This is a genomic window from Sulfitobacter sp. TCYB15 (assembly GCF_040435955.1).
Taxonomy (GTDB): domain Bacteria; phylum Pseudomonadota; class Alphaproteobacteria; order Rhodobacterales; family Rhodobacteraceae; genus Sulfitobacter; species Sulfitobacter pontiacus.
Genome location: NZ_CP159193.1, coordinates 1,508,528 through 1,530,911 on the forward strand (window position 1 = coordinate 1,508,528; position 22,384 = coordinate 1,530,911).

The window sequence follows — 22,384 nt, forward strand, 5'->3', positions numbered from 1 at the left end:
CGGTTGCCCCTGTTGCTATACCGCTTCTTGCGCCTCGGCCAGTGTTTGCATCGCGTCCAGCGCCTCTAGCAGCACCTGACGGTCGGCACCGGGGCGGGAGGCTTGCTCGGACAGGGTGCGCCGCCAGACCCGTGCGCCGGTGCGACCGGCAAAGAGCCCCATCATATGGCGCGTGATCTGGTTCAGCTTGCCGCCGCCGTCGATATGCGCGTCGATATAGGGCAGCATCTGCGCCACGACATCCTCGGGCGTGGTGTCTGCGCCGGTGCCGTAAATGCGGCGATCCGCCTGCGCCAGAATATCGGTCGGGTTATGATAGGCGCTGCGCCCGATCATCACGCCATCCAAACCGGCGTCCAGAAACGCCTCTGCCTGATCAAGCGAGGTGATACCCCCGTTGATCGAGATATGCAGGTTCGGAAACAGCCCCTTCATCCGGTGCACCAGCTCGTAGTCCAAGGGGGGAATGTCGCGGTTTTCCTTGGGGCTGAGCCCCTGCAGCCACGCCTTGCGCGCGTGGATTGTCACCCGTTCACAGCCCGCGCCGACGATCTGCGCCAGAAACTCGGGCAGCACCTCGGCGGGGTTCTGGTCATCCACGCCGATCCGGCATTTGACGGTCACGTCCACATCCACCGCGCGGCGCATCGCCGCGACGGATTTCGCCACCAGCGCCGGTTGCTCCATCAGCACGGCGCCAAAACAGCCCGATTGCACGCGATCCGACGGGCAGCCGACGTTCAGGTTGATCTCGTCATACCCCGCCTGCGCTCCGATCCGCGCCGCCTCTGCCAGCTCGTCCGGGTCAGACCCGCCAAGCTGCAAGGCCACGGGATGCTCCGAGGTATCATGATCCAGCAAATGCAACGCGCCGCCGCGTACCAAGGCAGGCGAGGTCACCATTTCGGTATAAAGCAACGTCTGCTTTGAAAACAGCCGGTGCATGTAGCGACAATGCCGGTCGGTCCAGTCCATCATCGGGGCGACCGAGAGCCGTGCAGCGCGGGTGAGATCGGATCTATGTCCCATGATGGTCTAAGCCTTATCGTCTATCGAGCTGGAAATATGGGGGTTCGGGAGGGTCAATGCTATAGCGGGGCGGGCATGGCAAGGGGCAGGGGGCCGATATCACGCGCCCGTTGTTTGCCTAAATCCGCGGCATTGGGCCGGAATGTGCAGGGCCTGATACGTTTATTACCCTGATTTTGCCCAAATACTGCCATATCTTAACACTTATATCACACTGTCGGAGCCAAACTACCGACAGGCGACCGAGAATCGAATCGACCGGCGCACAAATTGAACGACCCGAGAGATGGCAGAGATGAACATGACAGATACAGCGCAAGACCCGCAGACAAATATCCTTCGCTTCGTGCCCGCAGCGGCGACGTGGCAATGCGTGACCGTGGCGCAGCATTTTGGGGCGACCCCCGTGGTGCCAGCGGCGAATGATAATTACGCCCCGCAAGATCACGAAGGGGCCCAGACCAGCAGCGAAATGCTTGATTTTCTGTACCGCGTGGCCCGCTGAATCCTCATCAACGGTCCATACGCCCTAGCCGGTTCCCCAGATCAGCCGGTGCTGTCACGCTTGAGCCGCGCAGAACGGCCCCCCCGCCGCTTCGTCAACGTACCCGCCCGCGATGGTAGCTCTGCCATGATGCTGCGGCGCTCTTCGGGCGTCATACGCGACCACGCGCCGATCTCGTCAATGGATCGGTAACAGCCTGTGCACAGGCGCGTTTCGGGATGCACCACGCAAAGTTTCACGCAGGGGCTTTCGACTTCGTTCCGCTTCCAGATCTCGTCACTCATCGCTTTATCCTCGCGCTGTCGCGCTTATGTGGCCTCAGGCCGACGCGCCCTGCGCCTTGATCACACGCAAACGGTCCAGCACGCCTTGCAGAATATAGCCCGCGGCCACGTGGTCGATCACCTCGGCGCGGCGGCGACGCGATGTATCGGCCTCCAGCAGCGCACGTTCCGCGGCGACCGTGCTCAGCCGTTCATCCCAGAACCCGATGGGAATATCTCCCAGCCGGTCAAAGTTCCGCGCAAAGGCCCGTGTCGACTGACAGCGCGCGCCTTCCGATCCGTCCATATTGCGCGGCAGGCCCAGCACCACCCCGCCGATCCCGCGAGCGGCAATGATCTCTGACAGGCGGGCGGCATCAACCCCGAATTTCTTGCGGCGCACGGTTTCCAGCGGGGTGGCGATGGACAGAAAACTGTCGCTGACCGCAACGCCGATGGTCTTTTCCCCAAGGTCCAACCCGATCAACGCCTGCATCGGGGGCAGGGCGGCGGCAAAATCTGATATGTCGTCATAGATCATTCGGTCACCCCGGCGCGTTCGCCCGCGCGTTGAATATCATCCATCGCGGCGGGGTCATCGGCAAAGACCTCTACCGCATTCTCGTAAATCGCCCGTGCCCGTGCCGTTTCCCCCAGCACGCCAAGCGACGTGATCAATCGCGCCCAATCCTCGACCGGCCCGCCCTGGCTGGCAAGCCGCGACGACAGGCTTTCGACCATGCCGCCGATCATCTCCATCCGTTCGGCAGGGGTCATATCCTGCGCCGCGTCGATATCTTCGGCCGAGGGGCCGCGCAGCGCGCCGCTGCCAATCTCGGGCACGGTATAGTCCACACCGGCCATCGTGGCGATAGGGGTGATCTGCGCCAGGATAGGCGCGATCCACGGGGCATCTTCGGGGCCGCGGCGCAGCAACCCGTCCCACATGCGGAACGCCAGATCAGGGCGCCCAGTTTGCACCAGCATCAGCCCCCAATAATACCGCGCCGTGCCGTTTTCGACATCACGGGTCAGCACCGCGCGCAACACCGCCTCGGCTTCGGGCGAGACATAGCCCCCCGCCGCCATCACCAGCAGCTCCGCATAGCCCGACACATCTTCAATCGAGGCCTCCGCCCCCTTGAGGCGCACAACCTTGCCCTGCGCGGCGGCGGCGGCGGCATAGTTGCCAACGCGCGCCTCGTTCTGGGCCAGCAGGACATGGCCCTGCACATCATCGGGCCGCGCGGCAACTGTTTCGCGCAGGCGGGTCAGCAGCGCTTCATATTCGGGGCTGAGCTCGGGTGGCAAATCGGCGGCGGGCAGCTCTGCCTCGGCGGTGGCCTGATCGGGTCGGTTCCGGCGCATGTCTTCGGCCCGCGCGATACGGTCCTGCAACGCCAGATCCCCATAGCCCGGCGCACCCAACTGCCAGTAGAGCCCAAGGCTCCCGCCCAGCAAGACCAGCGCGATCACCGCAATAACGATAGGCGACGGCGTGCCACTTGCGGCGGGAACATTTTGACCGGCAGCATCCGCGGCCAGAATACGGCGCGAGATTTCGGTGCGCACGCGGATGGCGTCGGCTTCGGGCAACACCCCGCGCGCGACATCGCGTTCAACCTCGGCCAGCTGGTCGCGATAGACCTGCACATCATGGGCGGCACCGGTCTCGGCAGGCGCGCTGGCCCCACGGGTCAGGGCACGCGCCAGCAACACGGTCACAAGGGCGGCTCCGGCGGCGGCGATGATCCAGAAACTCATAAAGATGCGGTCCAGTAATTATAGGTGCTGCACACCTAACCGCTGCGGCGACGTGACAAAAGAGGCCATATTGCTGCACCTTGTCGCGGTGGCGGCTTGGTTTTTGCCAGATTGCGGCGGATGTCGTAAAACTGTTAAGGAATGCCGCGCCGGGTATCCTCTTTTTCGCCCGAAGACCCAGAAAGAAGCCAAGCCTACGCCACGGCGTACGAATCTTTGCCGGAGACCGCTTTCATGAAGAAATACTCAGCCTTTGCCGTCGCCCGCGAAGCCCTGCGCCATCATACCGGCTGGCAGCGGGCCTGGCGCGATGCACAGCCGAAGAAACGCTATGACGTGATCATCGTCGGGGCCGGGGGGCATGGTCTGGCGACGGCCTATTACCTGGGTAAAAACTTCGGCATCACCAATGTCGCCATTCTGGAAAAAGGCTGGCTCGGGGGCGGCAACACGGGCCGCAACACCACGATCATCCGGTCCAACTACCTGCAAGACCCCTCCGCCGCGATCTATGAAAAGGCGCGCTCGCTTTACGAGACGATGAGCCAGGATCTGAACTATAACGTCATGTTCAGCCCGCGCGGCGTGATCATGCTGGCGCAGACCCATCACGAGGTGCGTGGCTACCAGCGCACGGCCCATGCCAACGCGCTGCAGGGGGTGCAGACCGAATTCATCGGGCCCGAAAAGGTCAAGGAACTGGTGCCGATCATCAATATCGACGGGCCACGTTATCCGGTTCTGGGCGGGCTCTGGCAGCGCCGTGGCGGCACAGCACGCCATGATGCGGTGGCCTGGGGCTATGCGCGGGCCTGTTCCGACATGGGCATGGACGTGATCCAGAAATGCGAGGTCACCGGCATCCGTCAGGAAAACGGCAAGGTGACGGGCGTGTCGACCAACCGTGGCGATATCGACTGTGACAAGCTGGGCATGGTGGTCGCCGGCCACTCTGGTCATCTGGCTGATATGGCGGGATTCCGGCTCCCGATCGAATCCGTCGCCCTGCAAGCGCTGGTGTCAGAGCCGATCAAACCCTGCATGGATGTGGTGGTCATGGCCAATACCGTGCATGGCTACATGAGCCAGTCCGACAAGGGCGAGATGGTGATCGGCGGCGGGACGGATGGCTATAACAACTACACCCAACGCGGCTCTTTCCATCATATCGAGGAAACGGTCCGCGCCCTGGTCGAGACCTTTCCGATGGTGTCCCGTCTCAAGATGTTGCGCCAATGGGGCGGCATTGTGGATGTGACGGGGGACCGCTCTCCGATCCTGTCCAAAACGCCGGTCGAGGGCGTCTTCGTCAACTGTGGCTGGGGCACCGGCGGGTTCAAGGCGATCCCCGGCTCGGGCTGGGCCATGGCCGAGCTGATGGCCAAGGGGCGGTCGCCGCTGACGGATGCCTTCGGCCTGAATCGGTTCCAGGAAGGGCGGTTCATCGACGAATCCGTGGCCGCCGGGGTGGCGCATTGACCGGCGCGCGGAAACCTGCCCGCCCAATGGGGCTGTGGAACTTTTTGCCTGTGAACGGGGTTTGCACTTCATATCAAGTTTATGAAGGACCATTCCCATGGCTACGCCTGACAACAACCAAGCGCCACACACCACCGTCAACAAAACCAGCGGCACCGGATCGGGGATCGTCATCGGCGTTCTCGTCGTTCTGGTCCTTGGCTTCGGCTTTTACTTCTTCGCCGGTGGCAACCCGATGGACGACTCCGGCGACATCAACGTCAACGTCGAAGGCGCGGCCGATGGTGCTGCCGATGCCGTTGAAGGCGCGGCCGAGGAAGCAACCGGCAACTAAGCCGCTTTCCACTCTATCCAATATGATCAAGGCTGGCCCTCGCGCGGGGGCTGGCCTTTTTGCGTTTCAACCGACCCTAGAAAGGAGCGCCCCATGCTGACCCTGACATGCCCCAACTGCGGCATCACCGCCGAGGAAACCGAATTCCACGCGGGCGGCGAGGCGCATCTGAAACGTTTTGGTCCGGGGTCCTCTGACAGCGACTTCGAAAAATACCTCTTTATGCGGGAAAACCCCAAGGGCGTGCATTTTGAACGCTGGCGGCATGTCTATGGCTGTGGCAAATGGTTCCACGCCGCGCGCGATACCATGACGCTTGAAGTCTTCGGCACCTATACCGCCCAGACCAGCACGGTCCCGCAAGAGATCATCGACAAGATACAGGACCGTCGCTCCGATTGGCAGGCCTCCGCCGCCCCATGACCGCCGCCGTTCTTCATTTTGCCAAGAAAACTCCCGCCGGAGGCGCCCGCGCTTTCGCCCCACACCAAGGTTTGACTTCATGAGCACCAGAATTGCCACAGGCGGCCGCCTGCTGAACAAATCAAATGCTGTCAGTTTTTCGTTCAACGGAAAGCAGCTGCGCGGGTTCGAGGGCGATACCCTGGCCTCGGCCCTGCTGGCGAATGACCAGATGCTGGTGGGGCGGTCGTTCAAATACCACCGTCCGCGCGGCATCGTGGCGGCGGGACCGGAAGAACCCAACGCGCTGGTGAACCTCGGGCAGGGCGACCGGTTCGAGCCCAACCAACGCGCCACGACCACCGATCTGTTCGACGGGCTCAAGGCGGAAAGCCAGAACCACTGGCCCAGCCTCGAGTTCGACGTTGGCGCGATCAACAAACACCTGAGCCGCTTTCTGCCCGCGGGCTTCTACTACAAGATGTTCATCCACCCGCGCCCCTTTTGGAAGCATGTCTACGAGCCGATCATCCGCCACTCTGCCGGTCTGGGCAAAGCGCCGAAGGAGACGGATGGCGATACCTATGAACATTTCCACGCCTTTTGCGACGTACTGATTATCGGCGGTGGTGTCGCGGGGCTCGAAGCCGCGCGCACGGCGGCCCTGTCCGGTGCCAAGGTCATCGTGTTGGAACAGACCGCCCATTGGGGCGGCCGCGCGCCTGTGGATGGCGGCACGGTCGATGGCACACCCGTCGCCGATTTCATCGACGCGCTGGTGGCAGAGCTGTCGGGGATGGCAAACGTCACCCTGCGCACCCGTGTCATGGGGGCGGGCGTCTATGACCACGGCTATGTGCTGGGCTATGAACGTCTGACGGACCACGCGCCCGAGACTGCCGGGCCGCGCCACCGGCTCTGGCGCATTCGCGCCGGTCATATCGTGACCGCCACCGGCGCGATTGAACGGCCTTTGTCCTTTGCTGGCAATGACATCCCGGGCGTGATGCTGGCCGCATCTGTGCGGGATTATCTGGTGAACTATGGCGTGTCGGTCGGGGATCGCACGGTGGTGGTCACCAATAATGACGACGCCTACCGCACCGCCATCGCCTTGACCGAGGCCGGTCTGACGGTGCCCGCCATTCTGGATGCTCGCGTGCTGCCGCAGGATTCCGCGCTGATGACACGCGCTAAAGATCTGGGCATTCGCGTGATGATGGGTCATGCCGTGGCGCGGGTCACAGGCGGGAAACGCGTGACCGGCGTAGAGGTGTGCAGCCAAGCGGGCGAGGGTGCGGTGCTTGAAACCTTCCCCTGTGACGCCGTGGCCATGTCGGGCGGCTGGTCGCCGGTGGTGCATCTGTGGTCCCATTGCGGCGGCAAGCTGACCTGGGACACCGCCGGGGCCATGTTCCGCCCCGATGTGAACAATCCGCCGCTGGGGGCGGACGGGCATGGTTTTGTCACCGCCGCCGGTGCCGCGGGTGGGTTCTTTGCGCTGGATGATATCTTGCACGACGCCCATGCCGCCGCCGATGGGGTGGTCACGACGCTGGGGTTCAAGCTGCCCGCCGATGCTGTATCGCCGAACGCCGACCGGCAAGAGGAAGCGCCGCTCGCCCCCGTCTGGATGATGCCGCAAGGCGCAAATGTGAAGCTGCGCGAGAAGACGTGGCTGGATTATCAGAACGATGTCAAAGTGTCGGACGTGCGGCTCGCCGCGCAAGAAGGCTTTGTCAGCGTCGAACACGCCAAACGCTATACCACGCTCGGCATGGCAACGGATCAAGGGAAGCTCAGCAATATCAACGGGCTGGCAACGCTGGCGGGCGCGATGGATGCGGATATTCCCGCCGTTGGGACCACCACTTTCCGCCCGCCGTACCACCCGATTTCGATGGGCGCGATCGCGGGCGAGGCCCGTGGCGATGTCTTCCAACCGATCCGCCGCACCCCGCTGCATGACTGGCACGAAGCGAACGGTGCCGAATGGGAACCCGTCGGCCAATGGCGACGTCCCTACGCCTATCCGCGCAAGGGCGAAACCACCCATGACGCGGTGATGCGCGAGGTCACCAACACGCGCAGCAAACTGGGGATGCTTGATGCCTCCACCCTGGGCAAGATCATCGTCAAGGGACCGGACGCGGGGCGCTTCCTCGACATGCTTTACACCAATATGATGAGCACGCTGAAACCGGGTAAATGCCGCTATGGCCTGATGTGTTCGGAAAACGGGTTCCTGATCGACGATGGTGTCGTTGCGCGGATCGATGACGACACCTTCCTGTGCCACACAACGACGGGCGGCGCGGAAAGCATCCACCAGCATATGGAGGAATGGCTCCAGACCGAGTGGTGGGATTTCAACGTCTATGTTGCCAATGTCACCGAGCAATATGCGCAGATCGCCGTGGTCGGCCCCAACGCACGCAAATGTCTGGAAAAGCTGGGCGGCATGGATGTCAGCAAAGACGCGCTGGCCTTCATGGAATGGGCGGACGGCACGCTGGGGGGCTTCAAGTGCCGCGTTTACCGGATCTCTTTCTCGGGCGAGCTGAGCTACGAGATCGCGGTGGATGCAGGGCAGGGGCAGGCCTTCTGGGATGCGCTGATGGTGGCGGGCAATGATCTGGGCGTGATGCCCTATGGGACCGAATGTCTGCACATCCTGCGCGCCGAAAAGGGCTTTATCATGATCGGGGACGAAACCGACGGCACCGTGATCCCGCAGGATCTGGGGCTGAACTGGGCGATCTCGAAAAAGAAAGACGACTACTTGGGCAAGCGCGCGCAGCAGCGGTCCCATATGGTGGACCCGACGCGCTGGAAACTGGTGGGGCTGGAAACAACCGACGGCAGCACCCTGCCGGACGGGGCCTATGCCGTGGGCGAGGGCGAGAACGAGAACGGCCAGCGCAATATGATCGGGCGCGTCACCTCGACCTATCATTCGCCGACCTTGGGCAAGGGGATCGCGATGGGGCTGGTCCTGAATGGGCCGGACCGCATGGGCGAGGTGATCGATTTCCCCGGGACCGACGGCAAGACCTATCAGGCGAAAATCGTCGATCCGGTGTTCTATGACAAAGAAGGGGCCAAGCAAAATGTCTGAGGCGGTAAGCGCATTGAAAGCGGCGGAATTCACCGGCGGCATTGCCGAGGTGACCCTGATGGATCCGATTGGCATGATCTCTGTCCGCGGGGATCTGGGGGCGGGCTATATGAAGAAGGCGCTGAAAAAGGCCGTTGGCCTGGGCCTTCCCGATACCCGCAGTGTCCAGATCAACGGGGATCGCGGTGTCGCGTGGATGTCACCGGACGAGCTGTTGTTGCTCTGCCCTTATGATCAGGTCAGCGACACCATCGACATGCTGACCAAATGCTTTGGCAGCAATCACACGTTGGCGGTCAATGTATCCGATGCGCGGGCGGTGTTTCGCATCAGCGGGGCGCACAGCCGCGATGTGCTGGCCAAGCTCGCCCCGGTGGATCTGTCGCCAGACAGTTTCACCCCCGGCATGATCCGCCGCACGCGGCTGGCGCAGGTGCCGGCGGCGTTCTGGATCGAGGACGGTGACAGCTTCCGTCTGGTTTGCTTCCGCTCGGTCGCGCAATATGTGTTTGATCTGCTTAAAACCGCGGCACAGGCCGGGTCCGCCCCCGAATATTATAGCGCCGCGCGGTAAGCCGCTGGTCAGGGGCAGGGCGGCGGACTGGCGGGAACATTCGCCCCAGCCAGCCGTTTTACCCTTAAGCGGGTGACGATAGAAGCGCCCCGTCAGCTGTGCCGGTTTCCCCCTTGCGGGTCGATCAGCACTTGACCTTATGACGGGACGGGCTTCATGTGACCCAGACGCAATTCAATAACGGAGGCTTTTCTCATGGCTTTTACTCTTCCTGATCTTCCCTATGCCCACGATGCGCTTGCATCCAAAGGTATGTCCAAGGAAACGCTGGAATATCACCACGATAAGCACCACAACGCCTATGTGACCAACGGCAACAAAGCCATTGAAGGCACCGAGTGGGAAGGCAAGACCCTCGAGGAAATCATCAAGGGCACCTACAACCCTGACGCGGTTGCGCAAAGCGGTATCTTCAACAACATCAGCCAGCTGTGGAACCACAACCAGTTCTGGGAAATGATGTCCCCCGAAGACAGCAAAATGCCGTCCGAGCTGGAAAAAGCGATCACCGAAAGCTTTGGCTCTGTCGATAAGTTCAAGGATGAATTCAAGGCAGCCGGTGGCGGTCAGTTCGGCTCCGGTTGGGCGTGGCTGGTCAAGGACACCGATGGTGGCCTGAAAGTGACCAAGACCGAAAACGGCGTGAACCCCATCTGCTTTGGTCAGACCGCACTGCTGGGCTGCGACGTTTGGGAGCACTCCTACTACATCGATTTCCGCAACGCGCGCCCCGACTACCTGTCGAACTTCCTCGACAATCTGGTCAACTGGGACAACGTCGCATCGCGCATGTAATCGCGATATGATGGGTTAAGGCATCACGCCAACCTGTTGAAATATTTATGTGAAAGGCCCTGCAGCATTCCGCTGTGGGGCCTTTTGTTGTGGAACCGCGGGCGTGATTGGGGCGTTTTGCCCGTGAACCCACAAGATGAGAAGGAGACCACGATGGCAGAGCGTCACAGATCGAAGGACGGCGTCAAGGAAACCGACAAATACATCAGCGAAGCCGATGATATTGACCATCAAGGCCGCTCAGGCGGCGGACTGCAACGCGATGTCGGCACACAAGACGAAGAGAAACAGGTGGTCGACAAACCCGGCGCTGACACCCGCGTCACTGGCGAAGACAAACGCAACCACGGAGAAGACGCATGACCAAGATTGAAAATGGCACTTGGGTGCTGATCGCAGACGGTGAAAAAGCGCTGTTTATGGTGAATGAAACCGACGGAGAGGATCCGTTCCTGCAGGTCTTCCGCGAGGAAGAGCAGGAGAATCCGCCCAACCGCGATCAAGCCGCCAATCGTCGTGGACGCTTCAACGATGGCCCGTCCGTGCACCGCTCGGCTGTGGACGACACCGACTGGCACCAGCTGTCCAAGGACCGCTTTGCCAGCGAACTGGCGGATATCCTGTACAAACAGGCGCATAAGGGCAGGTTCGATAAGATCATTCTGGTTGCACCGCCGAACACTCTGGGCGAGTTGCGTCACGAGATGCACAAAGAGGTCGCAGACAAGGTCGTGGGCGAAATCCCCAAGACGCTGACCAACCACCCCATCGAAGAGATCGAGAATATCGTGAAATCGACGCTTGAAACAGCGTGAGGATGTGGCCGCATAGCAACAGTAGAAATCTGGCTATGCGGCCAAATCTATAGGTATTCGGGTTGCCGCAGGGCGGTGATTTGAAAGGGCATCCAGACGTGGGTGCCCTTTGCTGTATCGCGCGTGCTAGCGGCGAACAGGGAGTATGGCGTTGGCCGCTTTAACCTACCGCCTATAGCACTCCTGATCCTGCTTCGCCGCCGATCAACCCGTTGCCGCGCAGGCGCTTTCTGCACTACCGCGCGTACCTCTATGCGGTCAGGCTGCGGCGCAGAACGTCCAGCGCGCCGTCAACGTCATCGACCGTATCCACATAGCCAAGCAGGCTTTCTTCGGCAAAGCCGCGGGCGACGACATGATCCAGAAGCGCTGTGAGAGGATCCCAGTAACCATTTGTATTCAATAGGATTACCGGCTTCTGATGTAGCCCCAGCTGGCGCCAGGTCAGCACTTCGAACAGCTCGTCCAGTGATCCGGCACCGCCGGGCAGGACCACCACGGCATCGCAATTCATGAACATCACCTTTTTGCGTTCATGCATGGTTTCGGTCACGACATAGGTGGTTAGATCGGTCTTGCCGACCTCCCATTTCACCAGATGATCGGGGATCACGCCAAAGGTCGTGCCGCCCGCCGTTTGTGCTGCGCGCGCAACGGTGCCCATCAGCCCCACGTCCCCCGCGCCATAGACCAGCCGCCAGTCGTTCTGCGCCAAAGCGCGCCCCAAAGCGTCGGCTTGTGCGGTATATTCGGGGTCATCACCGGGGCGCGAGCCGCAGTAAACACATACGGATTTCTGGATCATAAACGGGGGTCCTTTTTGCGAATATGCACATGGCATGCAGCTGCATTTTGACCCGTGATAGCCTGCTTGGTACAAGTCCTCAATGTGGGGAAGTTCAAAGGGATGAACGGGATGTCGGTGTTTCAAACGCGGGGTGCTCAGTTTGCGGGCGCCGCGCTGGTCGTGGCGGTTGCCGTTGCGGGATATATCTGGTCGCAAGATGCGGGTCCCGTCGTGCCGGATACGGCGAAAGACACTGCCGCCCAGCCGAAACCCGCGGCCCAGCCCTCCGCGCAGACCGCCACCGCACCCCAAGACACCAAGGCCGCCGCCACCGTTCCCCCTGCGCCGCAAACGCCTGATCCTGCCGCATCGCCCGCGACCCCCAGCTTTGACGAGGTGCGCCGCGAGGGGGACGGGATGACCGTGATCGCAGGCCGCGCAGCACCAGGGGCCCGCGTCAGCGTCATCAGCAACGGGGCAGAGGTCGCCAGCGCGCAGGCCGACCGCTCTGGCAAATTCGCCACGCTTGCCATTTTGCCGCCCGATGGTAGCGGCAAGATCCTGAGTCTGAGCGCGGATGCCGAAACAGGCCCCGTCGCCTCGGTCGAGGAAGTCATCTTGGCCCCGATCACCGCGCCTGCCGTGGCGCAGGTGGCGCTGGCGGAACCAGCAGACGTATCCGACACCACATCAGAGGCCATGCACGACGACACGGCCCCTGAAGCAGCCTCCGCTCCGGTCGCGGAACCGCTGGGGGAAGCACCCGATGACAGCGCCCCCGAGATGACCGAGGTCGCCGCCGTGACGCCGCAGCCCGATCCCGCGCCCCCGTCTGCTGATACCCCCGTCGCCCTGTTGAAATCCGACGCCGACGGGGTGGAATTACTGCCCGGCACCGCGCCCGAGGTGACCGACCGTATCGCGCTTGACACGATCACCTATTCCGATGAGGGCGAGGTCCGGCTGGCGGGGCGCGCACAGGCGCAGGCGTCTTCCGTGCGGGTGTATCTGGACAACCGCAGCGTTGGCGCGCTTGAGGTGGATCCCCAGGGCCGTTGGCGCGGCGATATCGAGGATATCAAGACCGGCATCTACACCCTGCGCGTGGATGAGCTGGATCAGGGCGGCGATGTGATCAGCCGCGTGGAAACCCCGTTCAAACGTGAATCCCCCGAGGTCCTGGCCCGTGCCACCGCAGACAACGACGGCCCGATCAAGGCGGTGACCGTGCAGGAAGGGGCCACGCTTTGGGCCATCGCCCGCGAACGCTATGGTGACCCGACGCTCTATGTGCGCGTCTTTGCCGCCAACCGCTCATCAATCCGCGATCCCGATCTGATCTACCCCGGTCAGGTCTTTGATCTGCCGGATTGACTAGCGGCTATGCGGACAGATGAAAGTGCTGCACTGGCATGATCCGGCTGACGGCCCTATGTAAGGGGCAACCACACAGGATCGTTCATGTCAGCCGATAGCCCGCGCACTGCCAGCCAGCCCAAACCCGCCACCCAATATCCCATGACAGAAGAGGAGATCGCCCAAGCTGCAGAGCGGCAGTCGAACCTGCTTGTCTTGCGCAAGGTGGCCCCGTACCTGTGGCCCGACGATATGCCTTGGGTCAAGAAACGCGTGGTCTGGGCGCTGATCTTCTTGGTGGTGTCCAAGCTGATTTCTGTTGTTATTCCCGTGCTTTACAAAGACGCGGTGGATGCTCTCGCGAATGAGGGCGTGCCGTTTCTGGCGCTTGGCGCGGTGGGGCTGACGATCGCCTATGGTATGGCCCGCGCGATGAACGTGGGCTTTCAACAGCTGCGTGACGCGGTTTTTGCCCGTGTCGGCCAGCGCGCCCTGCGGATGCTTGCGCTAGAGACGTTCGAGCATATCCACAAGCTGTCGATGCGCTATCACATCACGCGCAAGACCGGCGGGCTGAGCCGGATCATCGAACGCGGGGTCAAGGGGGTGGAATTCCTGCTCCGCTTCCTGCTCTTCTCCATCGGGCCGCTGATTCTGGAGCTGCTGCTGGTCGGCATCATCCTGACCGTGCTGTTCGACGCGTGGTATCTGCTGATCGTGACGGTCACCATCGGGCTTTACGTCTGGTTTACCTTCGCGGTGACCGAGTGGCGCGTGAAGCTGCGCCGCCAGATGAACGACCGCGACACAGACGCCAACCAAAAGGCCATCGACAGCCTGCTGAACTATGAAACCGTCAAGTATTTCGTCGCCGAACAGCGCGAGGCGCAGCGTTATGACGCGGCGATGGCGGGCTATGAAGAGGCGGCGATCAAGACTAACTACTCCCTTGCCTTCCTGAACTTCGGCCAGTCGTTGCTGATCACCTGCGGGTTGGTCGGCGTGATGATCCTGGCCGCTATCGGGGTGCAGAACGGTGATCTTACCGTGGGGGATTTCGTTATGGTCAACGCCTATATGGTGCAGTTGACCGTGCCGCTGAACTTCCTTGGCACCGTCTATCGCGAAATCCGTCAGGCGCTGGTCGATATGGGGCAGATGTTCACGCTGCTCGATCAACCGGCCGAAATCTCGGACAAACCTGATGCCCCTGCGCTGCAAGTCTCGGGTGGGCGTGTCACGCTGGACAACGTGCGCTTTGGCTATGACGACGACCGAGAGATCCTCAAGAGCGTGTCGATTGAAGCCGCCCCGGGAGAGATGGTGGCGATTGTCGGCTCTACCGGATCGGGGAAATCCACCATCGGGCGTTTGCTGTTCCGGTTCTATGATGTGCAGGGCGGTGCCGTGCGCGTGGACGGGCAAGATGTGCGCGATGTGACCCAAGACAGCCTGCACCGCGCGATTGGCGTTGTGCCTCAGGATACCGTGCTGTTCAACGACACCATCGGCTATAACATCGCCTATGGCCGCGATAACGCCACGCAAGAAGACATCGAGGCCGCGGCGAAATCGGCGCAGATCCACGACTTTATCCAGCGTTTGCCCCACGGATATGAAACCGCTGTGGGTGAACGCGGGCTGAAACTGTCGGGGGGGGAAAAGCAGCGTGTCGGTATCGCGCGGACCCTGCTGAAAAACCCGCCGATCCTGCTACTGGACGAAGCAACAAGCGCGCTGGATAGCGAGACGGAGCACGAGATTCAGGATGCCCTGCGTCAGGCGGGCAAGGGGCGCACGGTGCTAACCATCGCGCACCGCCTGTCCACCGTGGCCGAGGCCGACCGTATCGTCGTGCTGGAGCAAGGCGAGGTGGTCGAGCAGGGCACCCATGACGATCTGCTGGCACGCAACGGGCGTTATGCGCAACTGTGGCAACGCCAGCAATCCGAGGGCGAATAGCTGGCGTCAAAAAGGTTTGGTCGGCGCGGGGGTTATTCCTCCGCGATGGCCTTGTCGGTGAGCTTGTCCAGCGCGCCGGTCATTTTGGTCAGATATTCCGCGTCATCGGGCAACCCGTGGTCTGCGGCCAATGTGGCGGGGTCGTGGTAGCTGACATGCACCATGCCGCTGTCATCGGCATAGGCCAGCACGCGCATGGGCAGGTCTAGACCAGCGGTCTGAGCGTCCAGCATCGCAGGCGTGCCCAGCTTGGGGTTGCCAAAGATCAGCAATGTGGTCGGGCGCAGCTCCATATCCACTTTGGTCGCCCCTTCGGCGTGGTCCACGCGGGCAAAGACCGTGGCACCGGCTTCGGTCACGGCAGCTTCCAGACGGTCGATTGTGTCGGGCACAGAATGGGGGCTCATCTTGGTGATAATATCGGCGGCGGCTGGTAGGGCGGCCAGCGCCGTGAGGGCGAGCGTTGTCGCGGCGAGTGTCTTGCGGATCATGAGGTCTCTCCTTCGGTTTGCGCGGCCCGCGGGGCCACGGCTTCCTTCTGGAACCTAGTACGTCTTGCCCCACGAACGAGCAAAATTCGATCAACAAGCAGTGAATTGCCGGTATATGCATACAAACAACATGGTGCATTCTTGCCGTCGGGTGCATATGTGCTAGCTCAGCGCTGGCCGAGCGCCGCGACGCGCGGCACCCCCACAGCCCTGCCCATAAATTTGAAGGACTACCCATGCCTGCCGGAATGTTCCGTACCGCCCTTATTCTTGGCTCTATCTGTGTGACAGGTCCTTTTGCCATCGACATGTATCTGCCTGCCTTGCCCGCGATCGAAGAGGCGCTGGATGTCTCTGTCTCGGCCGCCCAGATCACGCTGGTCGCCTATTTCCTCGCCTACGGCGTGTCGCAGCTGGTCTATGGGCCGCTGTCCGACCAGATCGGGCGCAAAAAGACCCTTGCCATCGGGATGAGCATTTTCTGCGTCGGCGCGGTGATCTGCGCTGTGGCCCCCGACATCGAGACGCTGGTCTTGGGGCGTCTGGTGCAGGGCATCGGCGGGGCGACGGTGATGGTCATTCCCCGTGCCATCGTGCGCGATATGTACACCGGTGCGCAGGCGACGCGGTTGATGTCGTCGATCATGCTGGTGATCTCGGTCTCGCCCATGCTAGCCCCTTTGGCGGGCAGCGCGGTGGTCAGTTTCGGCAGCTGGCGCGAGATTTTCCTCGCCCTTGCGATCCTTGCGGCGGCGACGTTGACGATGGCGCAAATCGCGCTGCCCGAGACGCTGACCGCAGACAAACGCCGCAAGGTCAATCTGCGCGAGCTGTCGCGTAGCTGTGGTATCCTTTTCCGCGATCCGGTGTTCGTCGGCCTGACCTTTATTGCGGGTTTCGGCATGGCGAGCTTCTTCTTGTTCATTTCCAGCGCGTCCTTCGTCTACACCGGTCAATTCGGGCTGACCCCGACCGAGTTCTCTCTGGCCTTCGCCTTTAACGCGGTGGGGTTCTTTATCGCCACGCAGGCGGCGGGGCGTCTGGCGGATATGTGGGGGCTTGCCACGCTGATCGGGCGCGGTGTCACCGGCTTTGCCGTCTGCTCTGCGCTGTTGACGGGCGTTGTGCTGGCCGGTTTCGGCACGCTGCCGGTGCTGTTGATCGGGCTGTTTCTGGCCTATTCCTTTCTGGGGGTCGTTGTGCCTTCGGCGATGGTCGCGGCACTTGATGCGCATGGGCGGCGCGCGGGTATGGCGTCCTCGCTGAGTGGGAGCCTGACAATGCTGACGGGGGCCTTTTGCATCGCTGCGACGACGCCGTTCTTTGACGGCACCGCTGTGCCCATGGTGGTGAGCATCGCGCTGTGTGGTGTGGCGGCATTGGCGCTGGTGATCTTTACCATGCCCAAGCTGCGCCAGCAGCAGGAGGCCGCGGCGGCCGACCAGATGCCCGCCGCGGCCTAAGGGTCATTCCGCCGGTGGGGTATGGGCCGGCGGTCCGGTGTCCTCCCACTGGATCACGGTTGTTTGCAGCCTGCGTGCATCACGCGCCAGCGCCCAGTCCTGCGCGGATTTGCTGGCGCGCCCCAGCGACATCTTGGCCAGCAGCCGCGCGATCCAGCGGGCGTAAGTGGTGGCCCACACGCGGATCGCCAGCATGGACGGAGTGACCAGCAGCGTCAGCACCGTCGCAATGCCCAGACCAAAGACCACAGCCGTTGCCAGCTGTTTCCACCACAGCGCTGTGGGGCTGTCGATGGTGTAGCCGCCATTGGCAAAGTCGAGGCTAAGCCCGAACATCATCGGCGCAAGCCCAGCCATCGTGGTGATGGTGGTCAGCAGAACAGGGCGGATACGGGCCTGCGCCGTGCGAATGATCGCCTCGATCCGCGGCATGTACTGGCTGAACTCCTGATAGGTATCGATCAGGATGATGTTATTGTTCACCACGATCCCCGCCAGCGCCACGATCCCCGTGCCCGTCATGATGATCGAAAACGTCTGATCCATCACCAACATGCCAATCAGTACGCCCGTGGTCGATAGCACCACCGCCAGCAGCACCAGCACCGAGTTGTAGATGCTGTTGAATTGCGCCAGCAGGATGATGAACATCAACCCCAGTGCCGCGGTAAAGGCCGAGGACAAGAACGCCTGACTTTCGGCCTGATCCTCTTGGTCGCCGGTCCATTCATAGCTGACGCCCGCGGGCAGGGGCCGGGTTTCCAGCCATTTGGTCAGCTCAGCAATCCGTTCGTTGGCATTGATCGGGATCATGCGCAGGGTGCCATTGTCCAGCTCTTGTTGCAGATCGACGCCTTGGGCGGCATTGGTCCGGTGGGTGATCTTGAAGGCCGCGCCCTCGGGCCCCGTGATATCGCCCGCGTCCCCCGCAGGGCGCATCGTAGCGAGGGTGATTGTCGTCTCGCCCGCCTGTTCTGTGTCCGCCTGTGCCGTGCCCGCCTGTTCTGTGCCCGCTTTCGCGGCACCTTGGGTGGCATCCACCGTGCGCACCAGTTTGACCAGCCCGGGGAAGACATCGGCCTTCACATCAAGATAGCGTTTCTGGTCGATCCGGTTGATCTCTGCCAGCTTAGGCACGGGGGTCCGGGTGATAAAGTTCGACAGCGGCACCAGCCCATCCACCGTGCGCACCTTCAGCGTGTCCAGCGTGCTGAGCACACGATCTTCTTGCGGCAGGCGCACCCTGATCTCGATCTCTTCGTCCGAACTGTCGACCCGCATCGTGTCCAGCAGCAGCCCGCGGGTGACCAGCTGTACCATTGCGCCGACGGTGACCACATCAGCCCCGTATTGCCCCGCCTTGGCGACATCCACGTCGATCTGCCAGTCGATGCCGGGCAGGGGGCGGGTGTCTTCGATCAGGGTCAGGCCGGGGGTTTTCTCGAAGGTGTCACGGGCCTGTGCCGTCGCGGCGATCAAATCGGTGAAACTGTCGGATTTCAGACGCAGATGCACCGGCTTGCCCGACGCAGGGCCACGCGCCTGCGCGAGGATTTCGATCTTGATGCCGGGGATCGCGCTCAGCGCTTCCGTGAGCTCTGCGATCACGATGTCGCCGTCCAGTTCCGGGCGCAGGGCGCGGTCTTCCCACGGGATGGTTTCAAGCTGCACCTGACCGATGCTGTCCTTGGGGGCCTGCGCCCCGCCGGTATTGCTGTCGAGCCCGCCTTCACCGGCAAATGCAAAGGCGGTAGAGACACCGGGATGCGCCAGCACGATCGCCTCCGCCTGCTGCATGATTGCGTCTTTTTCCGCCAGCGACAGGTTGCCCCTTGCCAGCACATAGACGATCGCCTGCTCGGGTTCGGATTCGACAAAGAATTCCACGCCTTTGCTGTTGTTGCCAAAGAAGATCATCGTGGTGCCGACAAAGACAAAGACGACCCCCGCGACCACCAGCGGCATCACCGGATTGCCCGCGATAAAGGCAATGAGCCGCCCGAAGCCTGATCGACGGTAGCCGGCCTTGATCACGGTGGGCTCTTTGCGGAACAGCCGCGAGGTGACCCAGCGGCCCCCGCGGCCCATGCGGGTGAACAGTGCGAAAAAGCTGGTCAGCCCCAAAAGCACGCCCGATATCGCCACCGCCACCAGCGCGCAGAGCACGGCGATGCAGATAAAGACCACGGCAAAGACCGGAATGACCGAGCCAAGGATATCCAGCCCGTCCATGCCCGCGAACTGCGCCGAGATCACGGCAAACAGCGGCTGCATCAGCGCCAGCGGCAGGGCGATCATCGCGGCGACAATGGGAAACAGCAGCAGATGCAGATAGAACCGCAGCTTGGCGATGGCAGTCATGTTCTGCGCCATCCAGCGTTCCAGCCGTCCGGTGACGCCGCCCATGACGGGTAGATAGATCAGCGCCACCACCAGCGAGGCGGAGAGCACAAAGATCAGCGTGACCGGCAACATGCCCATGAACTCCCCCGGGACGCCGGGCCAGAACAACATGGGCAGGAACGCGCAAAGGGTGGTCGCGGTGGACGAGATGATGGGCCAGAACATGCGTTTGGCGGCCTCGACATAGGCGGCCATGGGGCCTTCGCCCTGTTGCTGGCGCGCGTCGGCATATTCCACCACAACAATCGCGCCATCCACCAGCATCCCCACCGCAAGGATCAGCCCGAACATCACGATGTTCGAGATGGAGATCCCCATCAGCGCGAGAAAGGCAAAACACAGCAGGAACGACGTGGGAATCGCAAAGCCCACCAGCAGGGCCGCACGGATCCCCAGGGCGGCAAGCACCACGATCATCACCAGCGCAATCGCGGTAAAGACCGACCCCAGAAGCTGCTGCACCATACTGTCGACGATGCGGCTTTGGTCGTTCGAGGTGCCAAGCGTGACAGCGGCTTTCAGCCCTTCTGGCCAGGCGGCGCTTTGGGCGGCGACGATCTCTTTCACCTGGGTGGAGGTGTCGATCAGGTTATAGCCCTTGCGTTTGACCACCTGCAGCGCCAGCGTCTTTTCCCCGTTGAACCGCGCGGTGCCTTCGCGGTCTTCAAAAGTCAGGTTGATGGTCGCCAGATCGCCCAGTGTCACCACGCGGTCGCCGTTGGTCTTGACCGGCAGCGCATAGACATCGCGCGGTTCATCAAAGGAGGACGGGATCTTGACCGAGAAACTGCCCTGATCCGATTGCACTTCGCCCGCGGCAATCAGCTGGTTGTTATTCTGCACCACATTGATCAGCTCGCCCGCGGTCACGTCATAGGCTTCCAGCCGCAAGGGATCGATCAGCACCTCAAGCATCTCGTCACGGTCGCCCGCCAACCCTGCCTCAAGCACCGCATCCACGCCTTCCAGCGCGTCCTGCAGATCACGCGCGACGCGGGCCATGGTACGTTCGGGTACGGGGCCGGTCAGGTTGACGATGATGATGGGGAATTCGGAAAAGTTGATCTCTGTGATCGAATATTTCTCGTAGCCTTCGGGGAATTTGGATTCCGCCGTGCTCATCGCGTCGCGCACGTCGGCCATGATCTTGGACTTGTCCCAGCCGAATTCGAATTCCAGCGCGACACCGGCGTAGTTTTCGGCAGCGGTGCCGGTCATGGTCTTCAGGCCGTCCAGATCGGAAAGCTCCGTCTCCATCGGTTTGACCAGCAGGGTTTCGCTATCCGCGGCAGAGATGCCCGGAAACTGGACCGAGACGAAAAGCGCGGGGATTTCGATGTCGGGCTCGCCCTCTTTGGGCAGGGTGGAATAGGCATAGCCCCCCACCACGAGGCTCAGCAGGATAAACGCCATGACCATGCGGGCACGGCCCGCGGCCCAATCGACCATGCCGCTCATTCCGGGGCCTCGTCGCGGAAGGTCGGGGTCACGGTCACGCCAGCGGTGACATATTCCTGCCCCAGAACGATGACATCTGCCTGTTCAGGCAGGCCGGTGACCCAGATGCCTTCGGGCGTGTCGCGCACAAGTGTGACTGCGGCGAAACTTACGGTGTTCGCGGCGTCGATCAGACGCACGCCAAGGGTGCCGTCATCATTCAGCGTCAGGGCCGATTGCGGCAGCAGATGCGCCTCGACCCCGGCCGAGGCGATGGCGATTTCGGCGGTCTGGCCGTCGCGGATGCTCAGATCGGGGTTGGGCACCTCGATTTCCACCTCAAAGGTGCGCGTCGTCGGATCGGAGGCGCGCGAGATAAAGGTGACGGTGCCTGCGATCTCGCGGTCGCCCGCGGCCAGCCGCGCCTGCGCCTGGGCGCCAAGGCTGACGCGGTCAACCTCGGTCTCGGGGACAAAGCCCACCAGTTTGATCGGATTAAGCTGGATCACCTGCGCACAAAGCGATCCGGTTTGCAGCAGGCTGCCAAGCTCTGCGGTGTCGCTTTCCAGCAGCCCTTCGAACGGCGCGGTGAGGGTCAGCCGGTCAATCTCGGCCTGGGTGCTGGCGACGGCGGCCTCCGCAGCCTCAATGCCGGAATGTGCCGCATTCAGCCCCGCCTCGGCAGAGCTGAGTGCGGCGCGCGCGGCGGCGACAGCTGCTTCGGCGGTGGCCAGCGTGGTCTGCGACGAAAACCCGCCTTCGCCCAGTTTTTGTGCCGCGTTCAGCTTGATCAGGGTTTCATCCAGACGGGCCTGCGCCTCGGCCACGCGGGCCTGTGCCTCCGGGACGCGGGATTGTGCTTCGTTGCGGCGGGCTTGCGCCTCTGCCTGTTGCGCGCCACGGGTGCCGGGGTCCAGCTCGCACAGCACATCGCCCGCTTTCACGGTCGCGCCCTTGCGCAGCGGGGCCGATACCACAACGGCTGAGGTCTCCGCCTTGACCGCCACCTGCCGCGCCGCCGTGGTCTGACCGCGCACGATCACGGCAGAGGCGAGCGGTGCCGCCGCGCTGCGCTGCACCACGACCTTCACGCGCGCGGGCTCTGCCACATCGGAGGGGGACGCGGTATCGGTGCGGTCGGCATCCACCGCAGGGACAGGAGGTTGCGCGGCCCCCTGTGCCAGCCCCAACAGGGCGTCACGTTCGAAAATTGCCATATACATCAGGGCGGAAACGGCGATGGCCGCCAGAAGGGGGAAGATGCGCATTCGGGCCTCGGTTCAGTGAAACGCGGGCTTTGCGGCACCGCAGTATGTCGTATGCTATAGGGCCAAATGCTTAAGCGAATAAAACTGAACTGCATAGTTCACTATTGAAAAAAACTTGCCACATGCGACCTTGTGAACA

The 22,384-nt window shown here is 62.3% G+C and carries 20 protein-coding genes; 12 read left to right on the forward strand and 8 right to left on the reverse strand.

The window, feature by feature from the left end:
• Positions 1 to 15: 15 nt before the first annotated feature.
• On the reverse strand, positions 16 to 1,029 hold the full coding sequence (gene dusA / locus ABM428_RS07215) for a tRNA dihydrouridine(20/20a) synthase DusA (RefSeq protein WP_009826633.1): 1,014 nt from the start codon (positions 1,027 to 1,029) through the stop codon (positions 16 to 18).
• A 286-nt stretch (positions 1,030 to 1,315) separates the two neighbouring features.
• Between dusA and ABM428_RS07220 the strand changes: the two genes are divergently transcribed.
• Complete coding sequence (locus ABM428_RS07220; RefSeq protein WP_005852598.1) at positions 1,316 to 1,534, forward strand: hypothetical protein; 219 nt, start codon at positions 1,316 to 1,318, stop codon at positions 1,532 to 1,534.
• Positions 1,535 to 1,575: 41 nt separating this feature from the next.
• Here ABM428_RS07220 and ABM428_RS07225 read toward each other — a convergent pair whose 3' ends face one another.
• From ABM428_RS07225 to ccmI, 3 genes are read right to left on the reverse strand one after another with little or no spacing between them, the layout of a single operon-like run.
• Positions 1,576 to 1,818, reverse strand: a complete 243-nt coding sequence (locus ABM428_RS07225; protein WP_037943919.1) for a DUF1289 domain-containing protein — start codon at positions 1,816 to 1,818, stop codon at positions 1,576 to 1,578.
• A 34-nt stretch (positions 1,819 to 1,852) separates the two neighbouring features.
• Positions 1,853 to 2,338 (reverse strand): Holliday junction resolvase RuvX, encoded by a 486-nt coding sequence (gene ruvX, locus ABM428_RS07230; RefSeq protein WP_037943920.1) that lies wholly within the window; start codon positions 2,336 to 2,338, stop codon positions 1,853 to 1,855.
• Entirely contained in the window at positions 2,335 to 3,561 is a 1,227-nt protein-coding gene (gene ccmI, locus ABM428_RS07235) for a c-type cytochrome biogenesis protein CcmI (RefSeq protein ID WP_132996820.1), read from the reverse strand. Before ccmI ends, ruvX begins: the two co-directional genes overlap by 4 nt.
• Positions 3,562 to 3,795: 234 nt before the next feature.
• On the opposite strand from ccmI, the gene ABM428_RS07240 reads away from it, so the two are divergent.
• From ABM428_RS07240 to ABM428_RS07275, 8 genes are all read left to right on the forward strand, one after another.
• Positions 3,796 to 5,040, forward strand: a complete 1,245-nt coding sequence (locus ABM428_RS07240) for a sarcosine oxidase subunit beta family protein (RefSeq protein WP_039912259.1) — start codon at positions 3,796 to 3,798, stop codon at positions 5,038 to 5,040.
• Between the two features lie 97 nt (positions 5,041 to 5,137).
• On the forward strand, positions 5,138 to 5,374 hold the full coding sequence (locus tag ABM428_RS07245) for a hypothetical protein (RefSeq protein WP_005852605.1): 237 nt from the start codon (positions 5,138 to 5,140) through the stop codon (positions 5,372 to 5,374).
• 93 nt (positions 5,375 to 5,467) lie between these two features.
• A complete protein-coding gene (locus ABM428_RS07250; RefSeq protein WP_340243348.1) occupies positions 5,468 to 5,797 on the forward strand; it encodes a sarcosine oxidase subunit delta in 330 nt (109 codons plus the stop codon).
• A gap of 79 nt (positions 5,798 to 5,876) precedes the next feature.
• Complete coding sequence (locus ABM428_RS07255; protein ID WP_353627776.1) at positions 5,877 to 8,894, forward strand: sarcosine oxidase subunit alpha family protein; 3,018 nt, start codon at positions 5,877 to 5,879, stop codon at positions 8,892 to 8,894.
• Positions 8,887 to 9,468 (forward strand): sarcosine oxidase subunit gamma, encoded by a 582-nt coding sequence (locus ABM428_RS07260; protein WP_306284686.1) that lies wholly within the window; start codon positions 8,887 to 8,889, stop codon positions 9,466 to 9,468. Before ABM428_RS07255 ends, ABM428_RS07260 begins: the two co-directional genes overlap by 8 nt.
• Positions 9,469 to 9,663: 195 nt before the next feature.
• Positions 9,664 to 10,263: a superoxide dismutase gene (locus ABM428_RS07265; protein ID WP_306284687.1), complete on the forward strand. Its 600-nt coding sequence runs from the start codon at positions 9,664 to 9,666 to the stop codon at positions 10,261 to 10,263.
• Between the two features lie 153 nt (positions 10,264 to 10,416).
• On the forward strand, positions 10,417 to 10,626 hold the full coding sequence (locus tag ABM428_RS07270) for a hypothetical protein (protein ID WP_005852612.1): 210 nt from the start codon (positions 10,417 to 10,419) through the stop codon (positions 10,624 to 10,626).
• Positions 10,623 to 11,078 (forward strand): host attachment family protein, encoded by a 456-nt coding sequence (locus tag ABM428_RS07275; protein WP_132996817.1) that lies wholly within the window; start codon positions 10,623 to 10,625, stop codon positions 11,076 to 11,078. The genes ABM428_RS07270 and ABM428_RS07275 overlap by 4 nt, the downstream gene beginning before the upstream one ends.
• Before the next feature lie 250 nt (positions 11,079 to 11,328).
• Here the strand turns inward: ABM428_RS07275 and ABM428_RS07280 are convergent, their stop codons facing one another.
• Positions 11,329 to 11,883 (reverse strand): TIGR00730 family Rossman fold protein, encoded by a 555-nt coding sequence (locus tag ABM428_RS07280; protein WP_005852616.1) that lies wholly within the window; start codon positions 11,881 to 11,883, stop codon positions 11,329 to 11,331.
• A 111-nt stretch (positions 11,884 to 11,994) separates the two neighbouring features.
• On the opposite strand from ABM428_RS07280, the gene ABM428_RS07285 reads away from it, so the two are divergent.
• Together ABM428_RS07285 and ABM428_RS07290 are read left to right on the forward strand one after the other, a co-directional pair.
• The gene (locus tag ABM428_RS07285; RefSeq protein ID WP_132996816.1) at positions 11,995 to 13,239 is read left to right on the forward strand and encodes an Ig-like domain-containing protein; all 1,245 of its coding nucleotides are present in this window, start codon (positions 11,995 to 11,997) and stop codon (positions 13,237 to 13,239) included.
• Positions 13,240 to 13,383: 144 nt separating this feature from the next.
• Entirely contained in the window at positions 13,384 to 15,183 is a 1,800-nt protein-coding gene (locus ABM428_RS07290) for an ABC transporter ATP-binding protein/permease (protein ID WP_353628345.1), read from the forward strand.
• Positions 15,184 to 15,215: 32 nt separating this feature from the next.
• Here ABM428_RS07290 and ABM428_RS07295 read toward each other — a convergent pair whose 3' ends face one another.
• Positions 15,216 to 15,674, reverse strand: coding sequence for a DUF302 domain-containing protein (locus tag ABM428_RS07295; RefSeq protein WP_353627777.1), 459 nt, complete (start codon positions 15,672 to 15,674; stop codon positions 15,216 to 15,218).
• Positions 15,675 to 15,910: 236 nt separating this feature from the next.
• Here ABM428_RS07295 and ABM428_RS07300 point away from each other — a divergent pair, with 236 nt between their 5' ends.
• Positions 15,911 to 17,137, forward strand: a complete 1,227-nt coding sequence (locus tag ABM428_RS07300) for a multidrug effflux MFS transporter (protein WP_005852622.1) — start codon at positions 15,911 to 15,913, stop codon at positions 17,135 to 17,137.
• Positions 17,138 to 17,140: 3 nt separating this feature from the next.
• On the opposite strand, the gene ABM428_RS07305 is transcribed toward ABM428_RS07300, so the two are convergent.
• The gene (locus ABM428_RS07305; RefSeq protein ID WP_132996812.1) at positions 17,141 to 20,998 is read right to left on the reverse strand and encodes an efflux RND transporter permease subunit; all 3,858 of its coding nucleotides are present in this window, start codon (positions 20,996 to 20,998) and stop codon (positions 17,141 to 17,143) included.
• Positions 20,995 to 22,245: an efflux RND transporter periplasmic adaptor subunit gene (locus tag ABM428_RS07310; protein ID WP_353627778.1), complete on the reverse strand. Its 1,251-nt coding sequence runs from the start codon at positions 22,243 to 22,245 to the stop codon at positions 20,995 to 20,997. The genes ABM428_RS07305 and ABM428_RS07310 overlap by 4 nt, the downstream gene beginning before the upstream one ends.
• Positions 22,246 to 22,384 lie beyond the last annotated feature (139 nt).

Excerpts from the sequence above, each read along its gene's own strand:
- dusA (WP_009826633.1), bottom strand. The coding sequence starts at position 1,029 with ATGGGACATAGATCCGATCTCACCCGCGCTGCACGGCTCTCGGTCGCC.
- ABM428_RS07220 (WP_005852598.1), top strand. The coding sequence starts at position 1,316 with ATGGCAGAGATGAACATGACAGATACAGCGCAAGACCCGCAGACAAAT.
- ABM428_RS07225 (WP_037943919.1), bottom strand. The coding sequence starts at position 1,818 with ATGAGTGACGAGATCTGGAAGCGGAACGAAGTCGAAAGCCCCTGCGTG.
- ruvX (WP_037943920.1), bottom strand. The coding sequence starts at position 2,338 with ATGATCTATGACGACATATCAGATTTTGCCGCCGCCCTGCCCCCGATG.
- ccmI (WP_132996820.1), bottom strand. The coding sequence starts at position 3,561 with ATGAGTTTCTGGATCATCGCCGCCGCCGGAGCCGCCCTTGTGACCGTG.
- ABM428_RS07240 (WP_039912259.1), top strand. The coding sequence starts at position 3,796 with ATGAAGAAATACTCAGCCTTTGCCGTCGCCCGCGAAGCCCTGCGCCAT.
- ABM428_RS07245 (WP_005852605.1), top strand. The coding sequence starts at position 5,138 with ATGGCTACGCCTGACAACAACCAAGCGCCACACACCACCGTCAACAAA.
- ABM428_RS07250 (WP_340243348.1), top strand. The coding sequence starts at position 5,468 with ATGCTGACCCTGACATGCCCCAACTGCGGCATCACCGCCGAGGAAACC.
- ABM428_RS07255 (WP_353627776.1), top strand. The coding sequence starts at position 5,877 with ATGAGCACCAGAATTGCCACAGGCGGCCGCCTGCTGAACAAATCAAAT.
- ABM428_RS07260 (WP_306284686.1), top strand. The coding sequence starts at position 8,887 with ATGTCTGAGGCGGTAAGCGCATTGAAAGCGGCGGAATTCACCGGCGGC.
- ABM428_RS07265 (WP_306284687.1), top strand. The coding sequence starts at position 9,664 with ATGGCTTTTACTCTTCCTGATCTTCCCTATGCCCACGATGCGCTTGCA.
- ABM428_RS07270 (WP_005852612.1), top strand. The coding sequence starts at position 10,417 with ATGGCAGAGCGTCACAGATCGAAGGACGGCGTCAAGGAAACCGACAAA.
- ABM428_RS07275 (WP_132996817.1), top strand. The coding sequence starts at position 10,623 with ATGACCAAGATTGAAAATGGCACTTGGGTGCTGATCGCAGACGGTGAA.
- ABM428_RS07280 (WP_005852616.1), bottom strand. The coding sequence starts at position 11,883 with ATGATCCAGAAATCCGTATGTGTTTACTGCGGCTCGCGCCCCGGTGAT.
- ABM428_RS07285 (WP_132996816.1), top strand. The coding sequence starts at position 11,995 with ATGTCGGTGTTTCAAACGCGGGGTGCTCAGTTTGCGGGCGCCGCGCTG.
- ABM428_RS07290 (WP_353628345.1), top strand. The coding sequence starts at position 13,384 with ATGACAGAAGAGGAGATCGCCCAAGCTGCAGAGCGGCAGTCGAACCTG.
- ABM428_RS07295 (WP_353627777.1), bottom strand. The coding sequence starts at position 15,674 with ATGATCCGCAAGACACTCGCCGCGACAACGCTCGCCCTCACGGCGCTG.
- ABM428_RS07300 (WP_005852622.1), top strand. The coding sequence starts at position 15,911 with ATGCCTGCCGGAATGTTCCGTACCGCCCTTATTCTTGGCTCTATCTGT.
- ABM428_RS07305 (WP_132996812.1), bottom strand. The coding sequence starts at position 20,998 with ATGAGCGGCATGGTCGATTGGGCCGCGGGCCGTGCCCGCATGGTCATG.
- ABM428_RS07310 (WP_353627778.1), bottom strand. The coding sequence starts at position 22,245 with ATGCGCATCTTCCCCCTTCTGGCGGCCATCGCCGTTTCCGCCCTGATG.